The sequence below is a fragment of the Streptomyces sp. NPDC088254 genome (assembly GCF_044740925.1).
Taxonomy (GTDB): Bacteria; Actinomycetota; Actinomycetes; order Streptomycetales; family Streptomycetaceae; genus Streptomyces.
Genome location: NZ_JBIURQ010000014.1, coordinates 189,823 through 208,223, shown reverse-complemented (window position 1 = coordinate 208,223; position 18,401 = coordinate 189,823). Strand labels below are relative to the sequence as shown.

Genomic DNA, 18,401 nt, shown 5'->3' with positions numbered 1-18,401 from the left:
GGGACCCTTGTTCGACACCGTGCTCGTGGCCAACCGCGGCGAGATCGCCGTCCGCGTCATCCGCACCCTGCGCTCGCTCGGCGTGCGTTCGGTGGCGGTCTTCTCCGACGCCGACGCCGACGCCCGGCACGTCCGGGAGGCCGACACCGCCGTGCGGATCGGCCCGGCGCCGGCCGCCGAGAGCTATCTGTCCGTGGAGCGGCTGCTGGAGGCAGCCGCCCGCACCGGCGCCCAGGCCGTCCACCCGGGTTACGGCTTCCTCGCGGAGAACGCCGCCTTCGCGCGCGCGTGCGCCGAGGCCGGGCTCGTCTTCATCGGGCCGCCCGCCGAGGCGATCGCCCTGATGGGCGACAAGATCCGCGCCAAGGCGACCGTGCGCGAGGCCGGGGTTCCGGTCGTGCCGGGCTCGTCCGGCAGCGGCCTGGACGACGCGCAGCTGATCGAGGCGGCCCGCGAGATCGGCGTGCCCGTGCTGCTGAAGCCGAGCGCCGGCGGCGGCGGCAAGGGCATGCGCCTGGTCCGCGACCCGGCCGTGCTCGCCGACGAGATCGCCGCCGCCCGCCGGGAGGCCCGCGCCTCCTTCGGCGACGACACGCTCCTCGTGGAGCGGTGGATCGACCGGCCCCGCCACATCGAGATCCAGGTGCTGGCCGACGCCCACGGCAACGTCGTCCACCTGGGCGAACGCGAGTGCTCCCTCCAGCGCCGGCACCAGAAGATCGTCGAGGAGGCGCCCAGCGTCCTGCTCGACGAGACGACCCGGGCCGCGATGGGCGAGGCGGCGGTGCAGGCGGCCCGCTCCTGCGGCTACCGGGGCGCGGGCACGGTGGAGTTCATCGTTCCGGGCGGCGACCCGACGGCGTACTACTTCATGGAGATGAACACCCGCCTCCAGGTGGAGCACCCGGTCACCGAGCTGGTCACCGGCCTGGACCTGGTGGAGTGGCAGCTGCGGGCGGCGGCGGGCGAGCCGTTGGCGTTCGGCCAGGACGACATCGCCCTCACCGGGCACGCCGTCGAGGCGCGGCTCTGCGCCGAGGACCCCGCCCGGGGCTTCCTGCCCTCCGGCGGCACGGTGCTCAGGCTGCGCGAGCCGCAGGGCGACGGCGTCCGCACCGACTCGGGGCTCGTCGAGGGCTCCGAGGTCGGCAGCCTGTACGACCCGATGCTGTCCAAGGTGATCGCGTACGGCCCCGACCGGGCGACGGCCCTGCGGAAGCTGCGGGCGGCCCTCGCGGAGACGGTCACGCTGGGCGTGCAGACCAACGCCGGGTTCCTGCGCCGGCTGCTGGCCCATCCGGCGGTCGTGGCGGGCGAGCTGGACACCGGGCTGGTCGAGCGGGTCGCGGAGGACCTGGTCCCGGCCGACGTGCCCGAGGAGGTCTACGAGGCCGCCGCGGCCGTACGCCTTCAGGCGCTGAGCCCGCGCGGGGACGGCTGGACGGATCCCTTCTCCGTGCCGAACGGCTGGCGGATGGGCGGTGTGCCCCGGCCGGTCGCCTTCCCCCTGCGGGTGACCGAGCCCGTTCACTACACGGCGCGCGGCTCCCACACCGTCACCGAGGACCGCGTCCACGTCACCCTCGACGGCGTCCGGCACTCCTTCCACCGGGCCGGCGACTGGCTGGGCCGGGACGGCGACGCCTGGCACGTGCGCGACCACGACCCGGTCGCCGCCTCCCTGTCGGGGGCCGCGCACGCGGGCGCCGACTCGCTGACCGCGCCCATGCCGGGCACGGTGACGGTGGTGAAGGTCGCCGTCGGCGACGAGGTGGCCGCCGGGCAGAGCCTGCTGGTGGTGGAGGCGATGAAGATGGAGCACGTCATCTCCGCCCCGCACGCCGGAACGGTCGCCGAACTGGACGTCGCACCGGGCACGACGGTCGCCATGGACCAGGTCCTGGCGGTCGTCGCACCGCACGAGGAGGCCGCGGGATGACATCGCCGGACGCCCTGCGCGGGCTCCCCATGGTCGTGCCGACCGGGGGTCTGCCCGCGCGCGTCAGGATCCACGAGGTCGGGGCGCGCGACGGGCTGCAGAACGAGAAGACGGCCGTGCCGACCGAGGTGAAGGCGGAGTTCGTGCGCCGGCTCGCCGGGGCGGGACTGACGACGATCGAGGCGACCAGCTTCGTGCACCCCAAGTGGGTGCCCCAGCTGGCCGACGCCGAACAGTTGTACCCGCTGGTGTCCTCGCTGCCCGTCGAGCTGCCCGTCCTGGTGCCCAACGAACGCGGACTGGACCGGGCGCTCGCCCTCGGCGCCGGCCGGGTCGCCGTGTTCGCCAGCGCCACCGAGTCCTTCGCCAAGGCCAACCTCAACCGCACGGTGGACGAGGCGCTCGCCATGTTCGAGCCGGTCGTGGCGCGCGCGAAAGCGAACGCCGTCCATGTGCGCGGCTACCTCTCCATGTGCTTCGGCGACCCCTGGGAGGGCGCGGTCCCGGTCCCCCAGGTGGTGCGGGTGTGCCGGGCGCTGCTCGCCATGGGGTGCGACGAGCTGAGCCTCGGCGACACGATCGGCGTCGCCACCCCCGGCCACGTCGTGGAGCTGCTCACCGCGCTCGGCGAACAAGGCGTCCCGGCAGGCGTGTTGGGCGTGCACTTCCACGACACCTACGGGCAGGCCCTCGCCAACACCCTGGCCGCGCTCCAGCACGGCGTCACCACCGTCGACGCCTCCGCGGGCGGTCTCGGCGGCTGCCCGTACGCGAAGTCCGCCACCGGCAACCTCGCCACCGAGGACCTCGTGTGGATGCTGCGGGGCCTCGGCATCGACACCGGGGTCGACCTCGGCCGTCTCGTCGCCACAAGCGTCTGGATGGCCGAACAGTTGGGCCGACCCAGCCCCTCCCGCACCGTGCGGGCCCTGTCCCACAAGGAGCAGTGATGGACCACCGTCTCTCCCCCGAACTCGAGGAACTCCGCCGCACGGTGGAGGCGTTCGCCCATGACGTGGTCGCCCCGAAGATCGGCGACTTCTACGAGCGGCACGAGTTCCCGTACGAGATCGTCCGCGAGATGGGCCGGATGGGCCTGTTCGGGCTGCCGTTCCCCGAGGAGTACGGCGGCATGGGCGGCGACTACCTGGCGCTCGGCATCGCGCTGGAGGAGCTGGCCCGCGTCGACTCCTCCGTCGCCATCACCCTGGAGGCGGGCGTCTCGCTGGGCGCCATGCCGCTGCACCTGTTCGGCACGGAGGAGCAGAAGCGCACGTGGCTGCCGCGTCTGTGCTCCGGGGAGATCCTCGGCGCGTTCGGCCTCACCGAACCCGACGGCGGCTCGGACGCGGGCGCGACACGCACGACGGCGCGGCTGGACGAGGCGACGAACGAATGGGTGATCAACGGCACGAAGTGCTTCATCACCAACTCGGGCACCGACATCACCGGTCTGGTCACGGTCACGGCGGTCACCGGCCGCGGGCCCGACGGCAGGCCGGAGATCTCCGCGATCATCGTCCCCTCGGGCACGCCCGGCTTCACGGTCGCCGCCCCCTACTCCAAGGTCGGCTGGAACGCCTCCGACACCCGCGAGCTGTCCTTCGCGGACGTGCGCGTCCCGGCGGCGAACCTGCTCGGCGAAGAGGGCCGCGGCTACGCCCAGTTCCTGCGCATCCTGGACGAGGGCCGGATCGCGATCGCCGCCCTGGCCACCGGGCTCGCCCAGGGCTGCGTGGACGAGTCGGTGAAGTACGCGCGCGAACGCCAGGCGTTCGGCCGCCCGATCGGCGCGAACCAGGCCATACAGTTCAAGATCGCCGACATGGAGATGAAGGCGCACACGGCGCGTCTCGCCTGGCGTGACGCGGCGTCCCGGCTGGTGGCCGGCGAGCCCTTCAAGAAAGAGGCGGCGCTGGCGAAGCTGTACTCCTCGACGGTCGCCGTCGACAACGCCCGCGACGCCACCCAAGTCCACGGCGGGTACGGCTTCATGAACGAGTATCCGGTGGCCCGCATGTGGCGGGACTCCAAGATCCTGGAGATCGGCGAGGGCACGAGTGAGGTGCAGCGGATGCTGATCGCAAGGGAGTTGGGGTTGGCGGGCTGATCCCCGGAAAGCGGGGCGCCCGAAGTGGCCGCGGCGGTGCGCCCGTCGCGGCCTTCGGCATGTCCGCTCCCGCCCGGACCTGACGCCTGAGCGGGACTGGACAAGATCTGAGGTTAGGCTAACCTACATTCGAACTTGCCCTTGGGTCATCGGCCCCGTTCGAAAGCAGCCAATCTCATGTCCAACGCCACCACCCACCTCACCCGCCGCGGCGTCCTCGCCGCCGGTGGCGCCCTCGGCCTCGGGGCCGTCCTCGCGGCGTGCGGCGACGACGACGCGAAGAGCGGTGGCTCGGACTCGACCGCCGCCCCCTCCGCCAAGTCGGGCCCCTGGACGTTCAAGGACGACCGCGGCACCACCGTGAAGCTCGACAAGACGCCCGCGAACATCGTCGCCTTCACCGGCGTCGCCGCCGCCCTGTTCGACTACGGCGTCCAGGTCACGGGCGTCTTCGGCCCGACCAAGACGACCGCCGGCAAGCCCGACGTCCAGGCCGGCGACATGGACATCTCCAAGGTCGAGATCATCGGCAACGTCTGGGACGAGTTCAACGTCGAGAAGTACGCGGCGCTCGCTCCCGACGTGCTCATCTCCACCATGTTCGACAACGCCGGCACCCTCTGGTACGTCCCCGAGGCCTCCAAGGACAAGATCGCCAAGCTGGCCCCGAGCGTCGGCATATCCGTCTACGACCGCCAGCTCACCGCGCCCCTGGAGCGCATGTGGGCGCTGGCCGGCTCCCTCGGCGCGGACCTGACCGCAGCCAAGGCCACCGACGCCAAGAAGCGCTTCGAGGCCGCGGCCACCCGGCTGCGCGCCGCCGCCAAGGCCAAGCCCGACATCAAGGTGCTGGCCGGTTCCGCGAGCGCGGAGCTGTTCTACGTCTCCGGCACCAACCTCTCCATCGACCTCGAGTACTTCAAGGCCCTCGGCGTGAACTTCGTCGAGCCGCCGGAGAGCGCCAAGGCGCAGGGCGGCGGCTGGTTCGAGTCGCTCAGCTGGGAGAACGTCGACAAGTACAAGGCCGACATCATCATGCTGGACGACCGCTCCCAGGCGCAGCAGCCGTCGGCGATCACCAAGCCGACGTGGAAGCAGCTGCCGGCCGTCAAGGCGGGGCAGGTCATCGGGCGGTCGCCGGAGCCGATCCTGTCGTACGACAAGTGCGTGCCGCTGCTGGAGAACCTCGCGAAGGCGCTGGAGACGGCGAAGAAGGTCGCCTGACCGGTGGGGTGGCCGTGGAGCGTGGGCGGCTGCACGCCGGATCGGGCTGGTCGCGCCCACGCGGCTGAGCCGCATGTCGACGCAGCCCCGCGCCCCTAGGTGAGCCGCCCTGCCCCCCGTTGACACCTGACGCGACATCAGGAGAACGCCTCATGACCACCGCCGTTGCCGCACCGTTCCGCTTCTTCGCCCTCCAGGTCGCCCGGACGACACGGCTCGACGCCTCTCTCGTCCGGGTCACCTTCACCGGGGAGGACCTTCAGCACTTCTTCTCCGACGGGTACGACCAGTCACTCTCGCTCTTCCTGCCGCACCCCGGGCAGAGCGAGCCGCGGATCCCGTACGAGCTCGGGGACGGCTGGTGGCAGGCGTGGCGTGAACTCCCGGACGGCGTACGGGCGGTGATGCGCTCGTACACGCTCCGGTCGCTGCGCCGGGACGCCTTGGGGCGCACCTCGGAGATCGACGTCGACTTCGTGCTGCACACGCCGGCCGGTCCGGCCTCCCGGTGGGCCGCCCGGGCCGCCGCCGGGGACCGGGTGGTGCTGCTCGGTCCGGCGATCGCCGACAACCGGGCGATCCGCTTCCGGGCGCCCGAGGACACCGACCTGGTGCTGCTGTGGGGCGACGAGACGGCGCTGCCCGCGATCTCCTCGATCCTGGAGTCGCTGCCGGCCGGCCTGCGGGTGCGGGCCTGGCTGGAAGTCCACGACGCCGGGAGCGTGCGGGGTCTCGCGACGGCGGCTGACGCCGAGATCACCTGGCTCGTGCGGGGCGAGGGCGAGCACACCGGCGCGGAGGGCGACGAGGGTTCCCCCATGGCCCTCGGCGCCCTGCGCGCCGCCCGGCTGCCGTCCGCCGAGCGGCCGTACGTGTGGATCGCCGGCGAGTCGGGGTGCGTGAAGCAGCTGCGCCGACACTTCGTCGGCGAGCGCGGCATCGACCGGCGCCGGGTCACGTTCGTCGGTTACTGGCGCCGGGGCCTGTCCGAGGAGCAGCTGCGCGAGCAGGAGTGAGAGCGGGCAGCTGCAGTGGCCAACACCCGGACGCGCAAAGCGAGTTGACGGCCGGACAAACGTGAGGACCGTCACGGGGGAGGCCGGACTTGAGGCGCTTCAACTTAAGTTAGGCTTACCTAAGTTGAACCCGAGGTTCCGCCCCTGCGTCCGTTCCCCGAGCGGACCGTCCCCACCCGGAGGACCCCCACCATGCGCTCGCACCTGCTCAATGACACGACCGCGGAGCACTACCGCCGCTCCGTGACCGAAGGAGTCGAGCGGGTGGCCGCCAAACTCGCCGCCACCGACCGTCCGTTCACCGGCGTCTCGGTCGACGACCTCGCCCCCCGGATCGAGGGCATCGACCTGGACAAGCCCCTGCACGACACCGCGGCCGTCCTGGACGAGCTGGAGGAGGTCTACCTCCGCGACGCGATCTACTTCCACCACCCCCGCTACCTCGCGCACCTCAACTGCCCGGTCGTCATCCCGGCCGTCCTCGGCGAAGCCGTTCTCTCCGCCGTCAACTCCTCCCTGGACACCTGGGACCAGTCGGCCGGCGGCACCCTCATCGAGCGCAAACTGATCGACTGGACGGCCGAGCGCATCGGTCTCGGTCCCGCCGCCGACGGCGTCTTCACCTCCGGCGGCTCGCAGTCCAACCTCCAGGCGCTGCTGCTGGCCCGCGAGGAGGCCAAGCCGGGACGCGACGGATGGGAGGGGCCGGCCGCCCTCGGCAAACTGCGCGTCTTCGCCTCCGAGGTCAGCCACTTCAGCGTGAAGAAGTCCGCGAAACTGCTCGGCCTCGGACCGGACGCCGTGGTGTCCGTCCCCGTCGACCACGACAAGCGCCTGCAGACCCTCGCCCTCGCCCGCGAGCTGGAGCGCTGCACCGAGGCCGGCCTGATCCCCATGGCCGTCGTCGCCACCGCCGGCACCACCGACTTCGGCTCCATCGACCCGCTGCCCGAGATCGCCGAACTGTGCGACCGGTACGGCGCCTGGATGCACGTCGACGCCGCCTACGGCTGCGGCCTGCTCGCCTCGGTGAAGTACCGCGACCGCATCGACGGCATCGAGCGCGCCGACTCCGTCACCGTCGACTACCACAAGTCCTTCTTCCAGCCGGTGAGTTCCTCGGCGGTGCTGGTGCGCGACGCGGCCACGCTGCGGCACGCCACCTACCACGCCGAGTACCTCAACCCGCGCCGCATGGTGGAGGAGCGCATCCCCAACCAGGTGGACAAGTCCCTGCAGACCACGCGCCGCTTCGACGCGCTCAAGCTGTGGATGACCCTGCGCACGATGGGCGCCGACGGCATCGGCGCGCTCTTCGACGAGGTTTGCGACCTGGCCGCCGAGGGCTGGGAACTGCTCGCCGCCGACCCGCGCTTCGACGTCGTCGTCCAGCCCTCGCTGTCCACGCTCGTCTTCCGCTACATCCCCGCGGCCGTCACCGACCCGGCCGCGATCGACCGCGCCAACCTCCACGCCCGCAAGGCCCTGTTCGCCTCCGGCGACGCCGTGGTCGCGGGCACCAAGGTGAACGACCGCCACTACCTGAAGTTCACCCTGCTCAACCCCGAGACCACGACCGCCGACATGGCCGCCGTCCTCGACCTCATCGCCGGCCACGCCGAGCAGTACCTGGGAGAACCCCTTGACCGCGCTTCCTGACACCACGGACACGACCTACGACTTCGTGGGCATCGGGCTCGGCCCCTTCAACCTCGGCCTGGCCTGCCTCACCGAGCCCATCGAGGAACTGAACGGGATCTTCCTGGACTCCAAGCCCGACTTCGAGTGGCACGCCGGCATGTTCCTCGACGGCGCGCATCTGCAGACGCCGTTCATGTCGGACCTGGTGACCCTCGCCGACCCGACCTCGCCGTACACCTTCCTCAACTACCTGAAGGAGAAGGGGCGGCTGTACTCGTTCTACATCCGCGAGAACTTCTACCCGCTGCGGGTCGAGTACGACGACTACTGCCGCTGGGCCGCGAACAAGCTGAGCAACGTCCGATTCTCCACGACCGTCGGCGAGATCGTCCACGACGGCGAGCGGTACGTGGTGCGCACCACCGCGGGCGAGGAGTTCCGCGCCCGCCGGCTGGTCCTCGGCACCGGCACCTCGCCGCACTACCCGGAGGCGGTCAGCGGCCTCGGCGGCGACTTCTTCCACAACTCCCGCTATGTGCAGAACAAGGCGGAGCTGCAGAAGAAGCGGTCGATCACGATCGTCGGTTCCGGCCAGTCGGCCGCCGAGATCTACCAGGACCTGCTCAGCGAGATCGACGTCCACGGCTACCAGCTGAACTGGGTCACCCGCTCCCCGCGCTTCTTCCCGCTGGAGTACACCAAGCTCACGCTGGAGATGACCTCCCCGGAGTACGTCGACTACTTCCGCGCGCTGCCCGAGGCCACCCGCTACCGGCTCAGCGCCCAGCAGAAGGGCCTGTTCAAGGGCATCGACGGCGACCTCGTCAACGACATCTTCGACCTGCTCTACCAGAAGAACCTCGGCGGCCCGGTCCCCACCCGTCTGCTCACCAACTCCGCCCTCACCGGCGCCGCGTACGAGGACGGCGCCTACCGCCTCTCCTTCCGCCAGGAGGAGCAGGAGAAGGACTTCGAGCTGACCTCCGAGGGACTGGTCCTGGCCACCGGATACGCCTACACGGAGCCCGAGTTCCTCCGGCCGGTCCGCGACAGACTCCGCTACGACTCCCGGGGCAACTTCGACGTCGCCCGCAACTACGCCATCGACAGCACCGGGCGGGAGGTGTTCCTGCAGAACGCGGGCGTCCACGCCCACAGCATCACCTCGCCCGACCTGGGCATGGGCCCCTACCGCAACAGCTACATCATCCGAGAGCTGCTCGGCAGCGAGTACTACCCGGTCGAGAAGACCATCGCGTTCCAGGAGTTCGCCGTATGACCCCCACCACCGGCTCCCCCACCGACATCGGGCCCCTCACCCTCCGGCCCCTCGACCCCCTGAAGGACGCCGAGTTGCTGCACGGGTGGGTGACACACCCCAAGGCCGCCTACTGGATGATGCAGGACGCGACGCTCGTGGACGTCGAGCGGGCGTACATGGAGACAGCCGCCGACGAGCACCACCACGCCCTGCTCGGGCTGCACCGCGGCACGCCGGCCTTCCTGATGGAGTACTACGACCCGGCCCACCGTGAACTGGTCGGGCTGTACGAGCCGCGGCCCGGCGACATCGGCATGCACTTCCTGGTCGCCCCCACCGACCGGCCCGTGCACGGCTTCACCCGGGCGGTCATCACCGCCGTGATGGCGCACCTTTTCGAGGACGCGGCGGTGCGGCGCGTCGTCGTCGAGCCGGACGTCTCCAACACGGCCGTGCACGCCCTGAACGAGGCCGTCGGCTTCGTCCCGGAGCGGGAGATCGTCAAGCCGGAGAAGAAGGCGCTGCTGAGCTTCTGCACGCGGGAGCAGTTCGCCGCCGCGACGGGGGTGGCCGTATGAACCTCGCCGACTCCGTTGCCCACCTCTCCCCCGAGCGCTGGGAGACCGCCAACCGTCTGCTGGTGCGCAAGGCCCTCGCCGAGTTCGCGCACGAGCGGCTGCTCACCCCCGAGCCGGAGGGCGACGACGGCCGGTACGTCGTCCGCAGCGACGACGGGCTGACCGACTACCGCTTCGCCGCCGTGCGCCGCGCCCTCGACCACTGGCAGGTCGACGCCGACTCCATCACCCGCAGCCGGGACGGCGTCGAACTCCCCATCGCCGCACTGGACTTCTTCATCGAGCTGAAGACGACGCTGGGCCTGAGCGAGGAGATCCTGCCGGTCTACCTGGAGGAGATCTCCTCCACCCTCTCCGGCACCTGCTACAAGCTCACCAAGCCGCGGCTCACCTCGGCGGAACTCGCGCGCGCGGGCTTCCAGGCCATCGAGACCGGGATGACCGAGGGCCACCCCTGTTTCGTCGCCAACAACGGGCGGCTCGGCTTCGGCGTCCACGAGTACCTGTCGTACGCGCCGGAGACGGCGAACCCGGTGCGGCTGGTGTGGCTGGCCGCCCACCGGTCGCGGGCGGCGTTCACCGCGGGCGCCGGCATCGAGTACGAGTCCTTCGTCCGGCAGGAGCTGGGCGAGGAGACGGTCGAGCGGTTCGAGGCGCGGCTCACCGACCGGGGGCTGGACCCGGCCGACTACCTGCTCATCCCCGTCCACCCCTGGCAGTGGTGGAACAAGCTGGCGGTCACCTTCGCCGCCGAGGTCGCCCGGGGGAACCTGGTGTGCCTGGGCGAGGGCGAGGACGAGTACCTGGCGCAGCAGAGCATCCGGACGTTCTTCAACAGCTCGCATCCCGAGAAGCACTATGTGAAGACGGCGCTGTCCGTCCTCAACATGGGCTTCATGCGCGGTCTGTCGGCGGCGTACATGGAGGCGACCCCGGCGATCAACGACTGGCTGGCGCGGCTCATCGAGAACGACCCGGTGCTGAGGTCGTCGGGTCTGTCGATCATCCGGGAGCGGGCGGCCGTGGGCTACCGGCACCTGGAGTACGAGGCGGCGACCGATCGCTACTCGCCGTACCGCAAGATGCTGGCCGCGCTGTGGCGGGAGAGCCCGGTGCCGTCCCTGAAGGACGGCGAGTCGCTCGCCACGATGGCCTCGCTGATCCACGTGGACCACGAGGGCAGGTCGGTCGCCGGTGCGCTGATCGAGCAGTCGGGGCTGGCGCCGACCGAGTGGCTGCGCCACTACCTGGAGGCGTACTACACGCCGCTGCTGCACTCGTTCTACGCCTACGACCTGGTCTTCATGCCGCACGGCGAGAACACCATCCTGGTGCTGCGGGACGGGGTCGTGCAGCGCGCGGTCTACAAGGACATCGCCGAGGAGATCGCGGTGATGGACCCCGACGCGGTGCTGCCACCGGAGGTGCGGCGGATCCGGGTGGAAGTCCCCGAGGACAAGAAGCTGCTGTCGATCTTCACGGACGTCTTCGACTGCTTCTTCCGCTTCCTCGCCGCGGACCTCGCCGCCGAAGGGATCCTGGACGAGGGCGAGTTCTGGCGCACGGTCGCCGAGGTGACCCGTGCGTACCAGGACGCGAACCCCGAACTGGCCGAGCGGTTCAAGCAGTACGACATGTTCGCGCCGGAGTTCGCGCTGTCCTGCCTCAACCGGCTCCAACTGCGCGACAACAGGCAGATGGTGGACCTGGCGGACCCCTCGGGCGCCCTCCAGCTGATCGGAACCCTGGAGAACCCCGTCGCCGGGTTCTGATCGAAAGGGACGGGCGCCCCCGAGTACGGTCCTCGGGGGCGCCCGTCGCCGTCTTTGGAAGAATCCTCCCATGGCGGAAATCATCCAGAAGGACGGCACCTGGGTCTTCGACGGCGACGCGCTGCGGCTGACCCCGGGGAGGGACAAGAACGTCGGCCTGTTACGCCGCACTCTCGGCGAACTCACGGTGCCACTGGGGGCGTTGGCGGGCGTCTCGTTCGAGCAGGGGAAGAAGGCCGGACGGCTGAGGCTGCGGCTGCGGGACGGCGCCGACCCGTTGCTGCACGCGACGGGCGGCCGGCTCAGCGAGCCGCACGACCCGTATCAACTCCTCGTCGAGAGCGACCGTCTCGGTGTCGCCGAGTACTTCGCGGACGAGGTGCGCAACGCGCTGCTGCTGGAGGAGGTCCCCTCCGGCGCGGTGGAGTCGTTTCTGCTGCCGGGGCCGTCGGTGCCGCTGTCGGTGTCCGCCGGGGACGGCACGGCGAGCTTCGACGGCGAGTGCGTGAAGCTGGAGTGGAACTGGAAGACGGAGGAGGCCAAGGCGGCCGCCGGGACCCGCACGCTGCCCGTCACCGAGATCACGGCCGTGGAATGGCATCCGGCGGCGGGCCTGGGCAACGGGCATCTGCGCTTCACCGTCCGGGGCGCGGCCACCAAGGCGCCGCCCAAGTACGACCCGAACGCGGTCGAGTTGTGGGGCTTCAAGAAGGATCCGCTGATGGCGCTGGTGGCGGCGGCCGTGCAGGCGCGCCTGCCGCATCCTTCGGGTGCCTCCGAGGGCGCGGCGCCCGGGGCACGTGAGCCGCTCGCTCCCGCTCCCTCGGCCGTCCCCGCCGGGGACGAGCACGACGTGCTGCTGCGGCGGCTGCGTGAGCTGGGCGGGCTGCACCGGGACGGGGTGCTGACGGACGAGGAGTTCGCCGTGGCCAAGCGGGCGGTCCTCAAGCGGATGTGAGGACCGCGCGCGGCTACTTCGCCTTGCGCGCCACCGTGAAGTGATCGACCCGCTCACCGCTCTCGGCGATGCCGCGCACGGTGAGCGTGGCCGTGCGGCCCGCGGCGCCCGCGGTGACGTAGACGACGCCGTCGGTCTCGGGGTAGGCGGTGCCGCCGATGGGGAGCTCGCGGGTGACCTTGCCGCCCTTGATGACGTCGGTGCGCTCGTACTGGTGGTTGTGGCCGTTGATGACGAGGTCCACGGTGTACTTCTCGAACAGCGGCACCCACTCCTGGCGCACTCCCCCCTCGGAGGCGTGGGCGGTGGAGGTGCGTGGTTGCCGAAGGCCGGCATCCAGGGGACGGACTCGGCGACGGGCTCGGTCCGGGCGAGGAACCGGTCCCGGATCCGGGAGTCGAAGCCGGTCCGCGCCGCCCCTGATCATCGTGCGCCGGGAGAATCTGGTGCGCAGGTACTCGTGCTGCTCGGCCATGCTCATGCGGGCGGCGAGCCGCTCGGGTACGCCCGTGCGAGGAGTGTCCATGAGGCCCGGAACCCGCTGCCCCGGGCAACGGTCCGCGGGGCGCGGGGGTGGACGGAGCGCGAACAGCCACTCATGACAGATCCAATGTTGCGCCCAAGATCGTCCGCAAGCGGTTGCCCGTAATCGGGCAGGATTCTTGCGAAACCCGCGCCGGTACCTCAGGATCTACCGGGTGCACGACGAACTCGTTGATCATCTGACGCGCTCCTCGCCCCTGCGGCGGGGCGAGGCGCTGCGGGTGATCCAGGACGTGCTCGCCTACTTCGACGAGACGACCGAGGACTACGTCCGTCGCCGCCACCGCGAGCTCCAGGCCCAGGGCCTGGTCAACGCGGAGATCTTCGAACGGATCGAGGCGGACCTGAAATACCGTGCGGTGGCCCCGCCGGAGCTCACGCTCCGGCAACTGCGGCGCATCGTCTACGGGTGATCGAAAGCTTGGGGAAACGTATACATGTGCGGAATCGTCGGATACATCGGGAAGCGTGACGTCGCCCCGCTGCTCCTGGAGGGCCTGCAGCGCCTGGAGTACCGCGGCTACGACTCGGCGGGCCTCGTCGTCACCTCCCCGAAGGCGGCCGGCCTGAAGATGGTCAAGGCCAAGGGCCGGGTCCGCGACCTGGAGGCGAAGGTCCCGGCCCGCTTCAAGGGCACCACGGGCATCGCCCACACCCGCTGGGCCACCCACGGCGCCCCCTCCGACGTCAACGCCCACCCGCACATGTCGGCCGACCTGAAAGTCGCCGTCGTCCACAACGGCATCATCGACAACGCCGCCGACCTGCGCCGCAAGCTGGAGGCGGACGGCGTCGAGTTCCTCTCCGAGACGGACACCGAGGTCCTCGTCCACCTCGTCGCCCGGTCCCAGGCCGACAAGCTGGAGGACAAGGTCCGCGACGCGCTGCGCGTGGTCGAGGGCACCTACGGCATCGCCGTCATGCACGCCGACTTCAACGACCGGATCGTCGTCGCCCGCAACGGCTCGCCGGTCGTCCTCGGCATCGGCGAGAAGGAGATGTTCGTCGCGTCGGACATCGCCGCCCTGGTCGCCCACACCCGCCAGGTCGTCACCCTGGACGACGGCGAGATGGCCACCCTCAAGGCCGACGACTTCCGCACCTACACCACCGAGGGCACCCGCACCACCGCCGAGCCCACCACCGTGGAGTGGGAGGCCGCCTCCTACGACATGGGCGGCCACGACACCTACATGCACAAGGAGATCCACGAGCAGGCCGACGCCGTGGACCGCGTGCTGCGCGGCCGCATCGACGACCGTTTCTCCACCGTGCACCTCGGCGGCCTCAACCTGGACGCCCGCGAGGCGCGCCAGATCCGCCGGGTGAAGATCCTCGGCTGCGGCACCTCGTACCACGCGGGCATGATCGGTGCCCAGATGATCGAGGAGCTGGCCCGCATCCCCGCCGACGCCGAGCCGGCATCGGAGTTCCGCTACCGCAACGCGGTCGTCGACCCCGACACCCTGTACATCGCGGTCTCCCAGTCCGGTGAGACGTACGACGTGCTGGCCGCCGTCCAGGAGCTGAAGCGCAAGGGCGCGCGGGTGCTGGGCGTGGTGAACGTGGTCGGCTCGGCGATCGCCCGTGAGGCGGACGGCGGCATCTACGTGCACGCCGGCCCCGAGGTGTGCGTCGTCTCCACGAAGTGCTTCACCAACACCACGGTCGCCTTCGCCCTGCTCGCGCTGCACCTGGGCCGCACCCGCGACCTGTCGGTGCGCGACGGCAAGCGGATCATCGAGGGGCTGCGCAAGCTGCCCGGCCAGATCGCGGAGATCCTGGAGCAGGAGGCCGAGATCGAGAAGCTGGCCGAGCAGTTCGCCGAGGCCCGCTCGATGCTCTTCATCGGCCGCGTCCGGGGCTACCCGGTGGCCCGTGAGGCCTCCCTGAAGCTCAAGGAGGTCTCCTACATCCACGCCGAGGCCTACCCCGCCTCGGAGCTGAAGCACGGCCCGCTGGCCCTGATCGAGCCGGCCCTGCCGACGGTCGCGATCGTCCCCGACGACGACCTGCTGGAGAAGAACCGCGCCGCCCTGGAGGAGATCAAGGCCCGCAGCGGCAAGATCCTCGCGGTGGCCCACGAGTGCCAGGAGAAGGCCGACCAGACGATCGTCGTCCCGAAGAACGAGGACGAGCTCGACCCGATCCTGATGGGCATCCCGCTCCAGCTGCTCGCGTACTACACGGCGAAGGCCCTCGGCCGGGACATCGACAAGCCGCGCAACCTGGCGAAGTCGGTCACCGTCGAGTAGAAGAAACGACGCGGGTGGGCCCCCTGACGTCACGTCAGGGGGCCCACCCGCATTGACGCCTCAAGTCACTCCGACGAGGGACGCGTCGGGAGTCACGGGATGACGACGACGGGCCGCTTCGCGCGCTTGGCGAGCCGGCCGGCGACGGAGCCGAAGATCCGCCCGACGATGCCGTGCGTCGAGCCGACCACGATCGCGTCGGCCTCGTACTCCCGCCCCACCTCTTCGAGTTCGTGGCAGATGTCACCGCCGCGCTCGACCAGGATCCAGGGGACCTCGGAGAGGTAGTCGGCGCAGGCGAGCTCCAGCCCGAGCACCTCGGTGCGGTGGTCCGGCACATCGACGAAGACCGGCGGCTCGCAGCCCGCCCACACCGTGGTGGGCAGCCGGTTGGCCACATGGACGATGATCAGCCCCGAGCGGGAGCGATGGGCCATGCCGATGGCGTACGCGAGGGCGCGCTCACTGGACATGGAGCCGTCGAAACCGACGACCACGCCGTGCTTGAAAGCGGGATCGCAGGACGGGCGTGTCTCTTCCGCCGCCAGGGGCTCGGCCGCCGTCGGGTCGGCGACGGGCCGCTTGCGGTCCGCGGGTTCGAAGAATTCGTGACCGGCCATGGCTGTCTCGGCGTATCGATCCTTAATACGGGTGGGACGAGCGTGAGCGGCGGAGCGTGTCCGGGAATCGCCTTCCCCGGCCCATACCCCCAAGGGTACGGCGGCAAGCCCCGTTGGCCCAGATCCCGCGCTTGTCCCCTGGGGGGTTCCAGGGAGCATGCACGAGGGCCGCCCGTAACGCAATGGTTGCTGCCCCGTACAGGCGGTTTGCGCAGGGTGCGCTCACCGGGGGCGGTGACCGACCCGCCGGAGGGGCGTTGAACCCCTTGAGCCATCGCCCCTCCGGAAGCCAGGAAGAAGCCGCCCCATGCCCGCAGCCCGCCGAGCCCCCGACGCCCGCGCCGGGGACGACCGGACCACCGACCTGATCCGCTGGGCGGCCTTCAGCTGCGTCCTGGTCCCGGTGGTCCTGTTCTGGTTCGGCGCCTCCCTCGCCGGCGCCCTCGGCACGGCCCTGGGACTGGCCGCCGTCACCGCCGTCTGCCGGCTGCTGCTGCGCCGCTCCGAGCGGTGCGCCGCCCGACAGCGGTCGCAGGAACACGCGGCTCGCCTCTCGCAGGGCCCCCACGAGTCACATGAGTCACTGGGGGAACACAGGGCACAAGCCCCCTACGGGTCCCGGCGCGGGGCCCGGCACCGCACCGAGGGCGGAGCGCGGCGTGGCGGTCGTCACAGCGGCGGAAGCACACCGGTCGGCTGACCGGTTTTAACACCCCGAGACATCGGTTTTCAGCCAACTTCCAAGCACCCCGCACCTCTTGCCCCGACCACCCCCCTCCCCCCGTCCCACCTGCACGAAGAGGGTCTGGCGGGCCCCGCACACCCTACGTGGATTGGCCACTGCCACAAGGCGCACTTCCCTGCACGGCCCGTGAGTGCAACGCTTCGTGATCGAATGCTTCACGCCAAGTTGCCATGTCGACAATCTGTCGGGTGCTGAACCGGCCACGCCGGCGGCGCACGACACAGTAGATTCGATCTTGACTGTCTACGGCGGGGGACTCGTGCAGGACCGAGGGGAAACGTGCAGGAGCGACAAGCCCGACAAGTTAGGGGCGCCGCGACCACCAAGGGGGGCTTAGCAGGATGAGCCACGACTCCATCGCCGCGCCGGAGGCCGCGGCCCGGAAATTGTCGGGGCGACGCCGCAAGGAGATCGTCGCGGTACTGCTGTTCAGCGGCGGCCCGATTTTCGAGAGTTCCATTCCGCTGTCGGTGTTCGGGATTGACCGCCAGGACGCCGGCGTACCGCGCTACCGACTACTGGTGTGCGGCGGTGAGGACGGCCCACTGCGGACCACAGGGGGCCTGGAACTCACCGCACCGCACGGCCTGGAGGCGATATCCAGGGCCGGCACGGTCGTCGTGCCGGCCTGGCGTTCGATCACCTCCCCGCCGCCCTCGGAAGCGCTCGACGCACTGCGCCGGGCGCACGAGGAAGGCGCCCGCATCGTGGGCCTGTGCACCGGCGCGTTCGTGCTGGCGGCGGCAGGCCTGCTGGACGGGCGTCCGGCCACCACACACTGGATGTACGCGCCGACGCTGGCCAAGCGCTATCCGTCGGTGCACGTCGATCCGCGGGAGCTGTTCGTCGACGACGGCGATGTGCTGACGTCTGCGGGCACGGCGGCCGGGATCGACCTGTGTCTGCACATCGTGCGGACGGACCACGGCAACGAGGCGGCCGGCGCGCTGGCCCGCCGGCTCGTGGTCCCGCCGCGCCGGTCCGGCGGTCAGGAGCGCTACCTCGACCGGTCTTTACCGGAGGAGATCGGCGCCGACCCGCTCGCCGAGGTCGTCGCCTGGGCACTGGAGCACCTCCACGAGCAGTTCGACGTGGAGACGCTCGCGGCGCGCGCCTACATGAGCCGGCGCACCTTCGACCGGCGGTTCCGCTCGCTCACCGGCAGCGCTCCGCTGCAGTGGCTGATCACCCAGCGGGTGCTTCAGGCGCAGCGACTGCTGGAGACCTCCGACTACTCCGTCGACGAGGTCGCCGGGCGGTGCGGGTTCCGCTCGCCGGTGGCGCTGCGCGGGCACTTCCGGCGGCAGCTCGGCTCGTCCCCGGCCGCCTACCGGGCGGCGTACCGGGCGCGCCGGCCGCAGGGAGACCGGCCGCAGACCGACAGTGAGCCGCCTGCGCCGGTTCCGGCGGGGCCGGGCATGGGCGGGCTGTACCCGGAGGCGGGTGTGCCGCCGCAGGTGCGGCGCACGCCGGGACCGACCGCGCCGGCGGGCTCGCCGCACACGGCGTCGGCCGCTGCCCTGTCCGCGGAGCACGGCCAGCACGCACGGGACGCCTTCGCGGGATCGCGGGCGAGCCTGCCGGGACCGCGTAGCGGCATGTGAGGACGGGCGGTGGGGGGGGGGGGCGGGGGGGCCCCCCCCCCCCCCCCCCCCCGCGGCCGGGGGGGGGGCCCCCGGGGGGCGGGCCCCCCCGGGGCCGCCGCAACGCCCGCCGCCCCCCGCGGGTGGGGGGCAGAA

15 protein-coding genes and 1 pseudogene are annotated in these 18,401 nt (G+C 71.1%); 14 read left to right on the top strand and 2 right to left on the bottom strand.

Annotation, left to right across the window (positions count from 1 at the left end; genetic code table 11):
• Positions 1-7: 7 nt before the first annotated feature.
• The 10 genes from ACIOC0_RS35125 (at position 8) to ACIOC0_RS35080 (ending at position 12,499) form a co-directional block, all read left to right on the top strand.
• Positions 8-1,939, top strand: coding sequence for an acetyl/propionyl/methylcrotonyl-CoA carboxylase subunit alpha (locus ACIOC0_RS35125; protein ID WP_402160059.1), 1,932 nt, complete (start codon positions 8-10; stop codon positions 1,937-1,939).
• A complete protein-coding gene (locus tag ACIOC0_RS35120) occupies positions 1,936-2,889 on the top strand; it encodes a hydroxymethylglutaryl-CoA lyase (protein ID WP_402160056.1) in 954 nt (317 codons plus the stop codon). Before ACIOC0_RS35125 ends, ACIOC0_RS35120 begins: the two co-directional genes overlap by 4 nt.
• On the top strand, positions 2,889-4,049 hold the full coding sequence (locus ACIOC0_RS35115; protein WP_402160053.1) for an acyl-CoA dehydrogenase family protein: 1,161 nt from the start codon (positions 2,889-2,891) through the stop codon (positions 4,047-4,049). The genes ACIOC0_RS35120 and ACIOC0_RS35115 overlap by 1 nt, the downstream gene beginning before the upstream one ends.
• A gap of 177 nt (positions 4,050-4,226) precedes the next feature.
• A complete protein-coding gene (locus ACIOC0_RS35110) occupies positions 4,227-5,273 on the top strand; it encodes an ABC transporter substrate-binding protein (RefSeq protein ID WP_402160051.1) in 1,047 nt (348 codons plus the stop codon).
• Between the two features lie 152 nt (positions 5,274-5,425).
• Positions 5,426-6,289, top strand: coding sequence for a siderophore-interacting protein (locus ACIOC0_RS35105; RefSeq protein WP_402160049.1), 864 nt, complete (start codon positions 5,426-5,428; stop codon positions 6,287-6,289).
• 192 nt (positions 6,290-6,481) lie between these two features.
• Positions 6,482-7,948 carry a lysine decarboxylase DesA gene (gene desA / locus ACIOC0_RS35100; protein WP_402160047.1) on the top strand — a complete coding sequence of 489 codons (1,467 nt, stop codon included), beginning with the start codon at positions 6,482-6,484 and terminating at the stop codon, positions 7,946-7,948.
• Positions 7,932-9,209: a lysine N(6)-hydroxylase/L-ornithine N(5)-oxygenase family protein gene (locus ACIOC0_RS35095; RefSeq protein ID WP_402160045.1), complete on the top strand. Its 1,278-nt coding sequence runs from the start codon at positions 7,932-7,934 to the stop codon at positions 9,207-9,209. Before desA ends, ACIOC0_RS35095 begins: the two co-directional genes overlap by 17 nt.
• Entirely contained in the window at positions 9,206-9,769 is a 564-nt protein-coding gene (locus tag ACIOC0_RS35090; RefSeq protein WP_402160042.1) for a GNAT family N-acetyltransferase, read from the top strand. The genes ACIOC0_RS35095 and ACIOC0_RS35090 overlap by 4 nt, the downstream gene beginning before the upstream one ends.
• Entirely contained in the window at positions 9,766-11,541 is a 1,776-nt protein-coding gene (locus tag ACIOC0_RS35085) for an IucA/IucC family protein (protein ID WP_402160039.1), read from the top strand. Before ACIOC0_RS35090 ends, ACIOC0_RS35085 begins: the two co-directional genes overlap by 4 nt.
• Positions 11,542-11,611: 70 nt before the next feature.
• A complete protein-coding gene (locus tag ACIOC0_RS35080; RefSeq protein WP_402160037.1) occupies positions 11,612-12,499 on the top strand; it encodes a DUF4429 domain-containing protein in 888 nt (295 codons plus the stop codon).
• 13 nt (positions 12,500-12,512) lie between these two features.
• On the opposite strand, the pseudogene ACIOC0_RS35075 reads toward ACIOC0_RS35080, so the two are convergent.
• Positions 12,513-12,812, bottom strand: a pseudogene (locus ACIOC0_RS35075) (phosphoesterase); the annotation flags it as partial.
• 385 nt (positions 12,813-13,197) lie between these two features.
• On the opposite strand from ACIOC0_RS35075, the gene ACIOC0_RS35070 reads away from it, so the two are divergent.
• Together ACIOC0_RS35070 and glmS are read left to right on the top strand one after the other, a co-directional pair.
• A complete protein-coding gene (locus ACIOC0_RS35070) occupies positions 13,198-13,455 on the top strand; it encodes a hypothetical protein (protein ID WP_130437517.1) in 258 nt (85 codons plus the stop codon).
• Positions 13,456-13,479: 24 nt separating this feature from the next.
• Complete coding sequence (gene glmS, locus ACIOC0_RS35065; RefSeq protein ID WP_130436637.1) at positions 13,480-15,297, top strand: glutamine--fructose-6-phosphate transaminase (isomerizing); 1,818 nt, start codon at positions 13,480-13,482, stop codon at positions 15,295-15,297.
• Between the two features lie 92 nt (positions 15,298-15,389).
• On the opposite strand, the gene ACIOC0_RS35060 is transcribed toward glmS, so the two are convergent.
• Positions 15,390-15,917 carry a universal stress protein gene (locus ACIOC0_RS35060; protein WP_130436636.1) on the bottom strand — a complete coding sequence of 176 codons (528 nt, stop codon included), beginning with the start codon at positions 15,915-15,917 and terminating at the stop codon, positions 15,390-15,392.
• 307 nt (positions 15,918-16,224) lie between these two features.
• Here ACIOC0_RS35060 and ACIOC0_RS35055 point away from each other — a divergent pair, with 307 nt between their 5' ends.
• Both ACIOC0_RS35055 and ACIOC0_RS35050 read left to right on the top strand, forming a co-directional pair.
• Entirely contained in the window at positions 16,225-16,617 is a 393-nt protein-coding gene (locus ACIOC0_RS35055) for a hypothetical protein (RefSeq protein WP_402160034.1), read from the top strand.
• 386 nt (positions 16,618-17,003) lie between these two features.
• Positions 17,004-18,266, top strand: a complete 1,263-nt coding sequence (locus ACIOC0_RS35050; protein ID WP_402160031.1) for a helix-turn-helix domain-containing protein — start codon at positions 17,004-17,006, stop codon at positions 18,264-18,266.
• Positions 18,267-18,401: the final 135 nt, after the last annotated feature.

Bases quoted from the DNA above. Each gene is read 5' to 3' on its own strand.
- ACIOC0_RS35120 (WP_402160056.1), top strand. From the start codon at position 1,936: ATGACATCGCCGGACGCCCTGCGCGGGCTCCCCATGGTCGTGCCGACC.
- ACIOC0_RS35115 (WP_402160053.1), top strand. From the start codon at position 2,889: ATGGACCACCGTCTCTCCCCCGAACTCGAGGAACTCCGCCGCACGGTG.
- ACIOC0_RS35110 (WP_402160051.1), top strand. From the start codon at position 4,227: ATGTCCAACGCCACCACCCACCTCACCCGCCGCGGCGTCCTCGCCGCC.
- ACIOC0_RS35105 (WP_402160049.1), top strand. From the start codon at position 5,426: ATGACCACCGCCGTTGCCGCACCGTTCCGCTTCTTCGCCCTCCAGGTC.
- desA (WP_402160047.1), top strand. From the start codon at position 6,482: ATGCGCTCGCACCTGCTCAATGACACGACCGCGGAGCACTACCGCCGC.
- ACIOC0_RS35090 (WP_402160042.1), top strand. From the start codon at position 9,206: ATGACCCCCACCACCGGCTCCCCCACCGACATCGGGCCCCTCACCCTC.
- ACIOC0_RS35085 (WP_402160039.1), top strand. From the start codon at position 9,766: ATGAACCTCGCCGACTCCGTTGCCCACCTCTCCCCCGAGCGCTGGGAG.
- ACIOC0_RS35080 (WP_402160037.1), top strand. From the start codon at position 11,612: ATGGCGGAAATCATCCAGAAGGACGGCACCTGGGTCTTCGACGGCGAC.
- glmS (WP_130436637.1), top strand. From the start codon at position 13,480: ATGTGCGGAATCGTCGGATACATCGGGAAGCGTGACGTCGCCCCGCTG.
- ACIOC0_RS35060 (WP_130436636.1), bottom strand. From the start codon at position 15,917: ATGGCCGGTCACGAATTCTTCGAACCCGCGGACCGCAAGCGGCCCGTC.
- ACIOC0_RS35055 (WP_402160034.1), top strand. From the start codon at position 16,225: ATGCCCGCAGCCCGCCGAGCCCCCGACGCCCGCGCCGGGGACGACCGG.
- ACIOC0_RS35050 (WP_402160031.1), top strand. From the start codon at position 17,004: ATGAGCCACGACTCCATCGCCGCGCCGGAGGCCGCGGCCCGGAAATTG.